This is a genomic window from uncultured Nevskia sp., from assembly GCF_903885465.1.
Classification (GTDB): Bacteria; Pseudomonadota; Gammaproteobacteria; order Nevskiales; family Nevskiaceae; genus Nevskia.
On the sequence record NZ_CAISIQ010000351.1, the window covers coordinates 1 to 4,945 of the forward strand.

General features: G+C 66.5%; 6 protein-coding genes. 2 read left to right on the forward strand and 4 right to left on the reverse strand.

The features are described 5' to 3' along the window. Positions 1-119: 119 nt before the first annotated feature. Positions 120-1,037 carry a pirin family protein gene (locus QZY06_RS13910; RefSeq protein WP_295685532.1) on the forward strand — a complete coding sequence of 306 codons (918 nt, stop codon included), beginning with the start codon at positions 120-122 and terminating at the stop codon, positions 1,035-1,037. A gap of 2 nt (positions 1,038-1,039) precedes the next feature. Beyond that, the gene (locus QZY06_RS13915; protein ID WP_295685534.1) at positions 1,040-1,912 is read left to right on the forward strand and encodes a hypothetical protein; all 873 of its coding nucleotides are present in this window, start codon (positions 1,040-1,042) and stop codon (positions 1,910-1,912) included. Between the two features lie 2 nt (positions 1,913-1,914). Here the strand turns inward: QZY06_RS13915 and QZY06_RS13920 are convergent, their stop codons facing one another. The 4 genes from QZY06_RS13920 to QZY06_RS13935 form a co-directional block, all read right to left on the reverse strand. Next, positions 1,915-2,652, reverse strand: coding sequence for a hypothetical protein (locus QZY06_RS13920; RefSeq protein WP_295685537.1), 738 nt, complete (start codon positions 2,650-2,652; stop codon positions 1,915-1,917). 93 nt (positions 2,653-2,745) lie between these two features. After that, on the reverse strand, positions 2,746-3,441 hold the full coding sequence (locus tag QZY06_RS13925; protein ID WP_367275646.1) for a queuosine precursor transporter: 696 nt from the start codon (positions 3,439-3,441) through the stop codon (positions 2,746-2,748). A gap of 148 nt (positions 3,442-3,589) precedes the next feature. Further along, entirely contained in the window at positions 3,590-3,994 is a 405-nt protein-coding gene (locus QZY06_RS13930) for a hypothetical protein (protein WP_295685543.1), read from the reverse strand. 25 nt (positions 3,995-4,019) lie between these two features. Then, positions 4,020-4,945: hypothetical protein (locus tag QZY06_RS13935; RefSeq protein WP_295685546.1), on the reverse strand; the 926-nt coding region annotated here is incomplete at its 5' end.

Genomic DNA, 4,945 nt, shown 5'->3' on the forward strand with positions numbered 1-4,945 from the left:
AGGCGCTGAATCCACCGCCGTTGCCGACGCAGCCGGAGCCGCCGACGACGACGCCTGAAGACGCCTGAAGACGCCGCCTAGCGCCTATCATTCGGCATCCCTTTCGGAATGTTCGATCGATGAATTCGTCTTCAAGCGCGGCATCCAGCTGCATCCTCGACCGCATCGCCGGCCGCAGGCGCGATCTCGGCGGTTTCTCGGTCAAGCGGGTGCTGCCGATCGCCCATCGCAAGATGGTCGGCCCGTTCATCTTCTTCGACGAGATGGGCCCGGCAACCTTCGCGGCCGGCAGCGGCATGGACGTGCGACCGCATCCGCATATCGGTCTGGCCACGGTCACCTATCTGTTCGAAGGCCGCATCCGCCATCGCGACAGCCTCGGCACCCTGCAGGACATCACGCCGGGTGACGTCAACTGGATGACCGCCGGCCGCGGCATCGTCCACTCCGAACGCACCCATCCGGACGATCGCGCCAGCGGCTACGCGGTGCACGGCATCCAGAGCTGGGTGGCCTTGCCGGTGGTTGATGAGGAATGCGCGCCGGCATTTGTCCATCACCCGGCGGCCAGCCTGCCGGCCTTCGAGCGCGATGGCGCCAGCTTGCGCCTGATCGCCGGTCACGCTTACGGCCGCTGCTCGCCGGTCGAAGTGCGCTCGCCGACTTTCTATCTCGTTGCCGAACTACCCATCGGCACCCGGCTGACGATGACCGACGAGCATGAGGAGCGCGCCGTCTACGTGGTCAGCGGCGCGGTGACGATCAGCGGTGAACGCTTCGAGCCCGGCGAGCTGGCAGTGCTGGTGCCGGGTGCGGCAGCGATCGTCGTCGCCGACGAGACAAGCCGGGTGATGCTGCTCGGCGGCGCCCGCCTGCCCGAAGAGCGCCACATCTGGTGGAACCTGGTGTCGACGCGCGCCGAGCGCATCGAACAGGGCAAGCGTGACTGGCTCGACTACGGCCAGGAACGGGGCCAGAAAGGACCGTTCGGCCAGGTGCCGGAGGAACACGAGTTCATTCCGCTGCCGGCGAACTGAGCTTGGCAACGATTCCTGCGGTGATCGACTGCGAGTTCGATGGCTATGTCGGCATCGACTGGTCCGGTGCCGCGCAGCCGGGCTACGCCGGCATCGCCGTCGCTCGCTGTGCGGCGGGACGCGCCGCGCCGCAGCTAGTCAAGCCGCCGGGCAAGACCTGGACGCGCAGCAGCGTGCTCGACTGGTTGCGCGCCGAACTGGCGCGTCCGCAGCGGCTGCTGGTCGGTTTCGATTTCGCCTTCCATCTGCCCGGCGATGGCCGCGCCGCATCGGTGTTGTGGGCGGAAGTCGAAGCCCGCTGCGCGATTGAGCCGGATTTGCTGGGCCGCGCCTATGCCGAGGGCGATCCCCGTTTCTGGACCGCTGGCCCGCAGCCGAAAGGCTGGAACGAACAGCCGCGCAGCGCCGAAACCGCCTGTCGCGAGGCCGGGCTCGGCAATCCGCAGACACCGTTCCAGCTGATCGGTGCCAAACAGGTCGGCAAGGGCGCGCTGGCCGGCATGCGCCTGCTGCATCGGCTGGAAACGCAGGTGCGCGAGCGGGTCGCGATCTGGCCGTTCGATCCGTCCGCCGGACATGATCGCCGTTCGGTCTGCGTCGAAATCTATCCGCGCCTGTACATCCGCAAGGCCGGCTTCGGCAACGCCAAGCTGCGCAGCCGCGAAGACATCAATCACGTGCTGAACGCGCTGGCCAGCATCGGCCTGCCACCGGCCCGGACCGAGAGTTCGCCACGCGGCGAGTTCGATGATCATCAGGCCGACGCGCTGGTCACCGCGGCTGGTCTGCGCGAAGCCGCCAGCAAACCAGCGCTGTGGGCGGCCGGTGCCGGCGAGGCGGAAGGCTGGATCTTTGGCGTGCCGAAGGCGTCTTGAAGCTACTTGCCGAACAGCCCGCCGAACGAACGCAGATCAGGCAGCACGGTCGGTTCGGCCGGTAGCGCGAAACGCGATGGCGGCGGTGTTGCGGTATCCAGTTTCTCAAGCCTGAAACTGCGGCCGACTCGCAGGATGCCGGTGCCGCGCTGCTTCAGTTCAGTGGCCAGGCGTTCGTTGGCATCGGCATCGAGTTCCGGCAGCGAGCGCGCCAGCAGGCGGCCGGTGCTGAGCATCGCGTCGGTCAGTTCGCGCACTTTCGGATCGTTGGTCAGCACCATTTCGTCGACCCGCTGACGGCCCGCCTTGTTGACCGTGGTCAGCTCCCAGACTCTGCCCGAGAAGCCGGCGATGGTCTCGATCGCGCCCGGCCCGGTCAGGTTCACATAGCGGCCATCGGTGATCAGCGAGCGCGGCGCCAGGCTGCGAGCCATGCCGCCCATGGTCTGCATCATCTGCGCGAAGTTCAGCACGATCGGCTGGCCTTCGAGCGCGGTGATTGCGTACGGCACGTTGTCGCGGACGATCAGATAACCCTCGCGGCGGTTCTCGGCCTGCACGCGGACATGGGCGGTGCCATCGAACTCGATGCTCGAACGCACGACCTGCAAGCTGGGCTGGCTGAAATCCTCGCCGGCCAGCACGGTGGCGGTGCCGCCGGCCTGCGCGGCTTGCAGCGCGGAGAAGCCGAACAGCAGAGGCGCAAACAGACGTACAGACGATTTGACGGACAAACTCATGCGGATGATCCCGAGTGAAAAGTGGGGGGCAACGGTCGGCCACCGTCGCAGTTCTAACCCGAACGCCCGCTGAACGAGCGTCCCAGGTCAGACCTACTTCAAGGTCTTCGTGTCGCCCTCGTCCTTCAGCGAGAACGGCGAGAACGAGATGTCGCGATCGTAGGTGTCGACGCCCTCGGCGCGCTTCAGCGCGTTGACCACCCAATAGGTGGCCGGCGTGAACGCCACTTCGACGCCGATCTTGAACAGCACGTTGAACACCATCAGCGACGCCAGGGTCGCGTTATCGAGCAGGCCGTAGAAGGCGATCGGATAGAACAGCAGGCTGTCGATGCCCTGGCCGCAGATCGTCGAGCCGATGGTGCGCATCCACAGATGCCGGCCTTCGCTCCAGATCTTCATCTTCGCCATCACGAAGGAATTGACGAAGTCGCCGACCCAGTAGGCCGCCATGCTGGCGACGACGATGCGCCAGGTGTTGCCGAACACCGTTTCCAGTGCCGGCTGCAGCACCTTGTTGTAATCGCTGGTCGGGCTCGCCGGCATGCCGACGACGATCGCACTCATGAACGTCGCGAAGATCATCGCGCCGAAGCCGGCCCAGATCGCGCGCCGGGCGCGCGCGTAGCCGTACACCTCGGTCATCACGTCGCCGAAGATGTAGCTGATCGGGAAGAACAGATTGCCGGCGCCGAAGGTGACGATGCCGATCACCGGCAAGGTGACGATGCAGGCCTTGGCCGGGCCGATCAGGTTCGAGCACAGCAGCACGGCCACCGTGCCGGCCATCAGGAAGTCGAAATAACGGAAATTGCGCAACGCCCGACTCCAGCCTGGCTGCCGCGGATCACGGCCCGTGCAGCTTACTCAGGTCGAAGCGCGGGCGGGATCGCCGTGCGCCGGTCGTCGTGCGGCCAGCGAGGCCGTATTCGCTGCACTAGTTGTTGGGTCGCGGGCCGCCGGCATTGCCGATGGTCGGATCGAACGGCGGCGGGTTCGTCGTGCCGTTGAGGCCGACGAAGAAGAACGTGGCCTTGCCTTCCGTCCAGTTGGTGTCGTTCGGATTGATGGTGACGACCAGGGAATCGGCGCTGACCTCCCATTCGAGCGCACTGGTCCGGTCCGCGCCGTTGATGTCGAAGGACAGGGGCTTGTCGGGATCGAAGCGGTAACGCTTCGCTGCCGGGCCGGTCAGCTGGTATTTCACGCCGTCGCGCTGCGGCGCCAGCAGTGCCCAGACCAGCTTCACCGGCAGCACCGTACGGTCCTTGCCGCTCTGGATCGCCGGCAGCGTCAGCCAGCGCTGGAAGTACTGGCGAGGCGGGAACTTGAGCAGGGACATGGGGAATCTCGTGTGGACAGGCGGATCAGCGGGATGTGGCGGTCGTGGTGCGTGTGCTGCCGGACCTGCAGACCTCGTCGGGAAACCCCGAGGGACGGGTCCGGCAATGTCGCTCGATCAGGCGAGCCACACTGTAGGTCAGCGGTGACCGCGATTCGGCCGGCGGCGCGTCAGCAATGTGATCTGCGCCACGCAGCAGCGCCAGTGCGGCACGCAAGCTGGGCAGATCATCCTGCTTGTCGGTCGATGTGCTGGCAGCGAGGCCGTCGAGCGCGGCCTGCGTGGCCTGCACTTGCTGCGCGGCGAGCGCCGAGTCGTGGTCGACCAGGGTCGCCAGTTCCACTGCCAGCAGATGGGCATACACGAAATCGATACTGTCACCGGCGTCTGTCGGCGGAGCATCGCCGACGGCCTTGAGGGCCTCTTCGGCAACGGCGTGCGCCGCGCTCGGCTGGCCGGTCTTCCAGGCCAGTTCGAAGTTGAGGATCCGCGAGCTCGTTGCGCCACGGCGCGCCTGGGCAACGCTCGAATCCCGGGTCAGCAGGCTCCGGAACAGCTGCAGCGCCCGCTCATTCTCGACAGTCGCTGCCTGCCACTTCTGCAGTTGGAACTGGGCAGCGGCCGCGATCTGCGCGTGACGCGCTTCGTTGAGGAGATAGTCGAGGTTGCCGGCATCGGAAGCGACCAGCTGCTCGGATAGAGTCCTGCCTTCCGCGCTGGCGGTCAGCGCCAGCTGCGGGCGTTCGGCATCGAGGGCGGCATAGCCGAGCGCCGACAGTGCCTCGGTAAGCCGGGACTGCTGGCGGCGGTCGTCGGGTTGTTCGCCGATGATGCCGCGCAGCAGGTCTGCGTACTCGCCGAGTCGGGCCAGGCCTTCGTCATGGCGACCGAGATGAATCAGGGTCGAGCCTTCCCAGCTCAGGGCACCGAGCAGAGCGCTGGTGGTGTTGG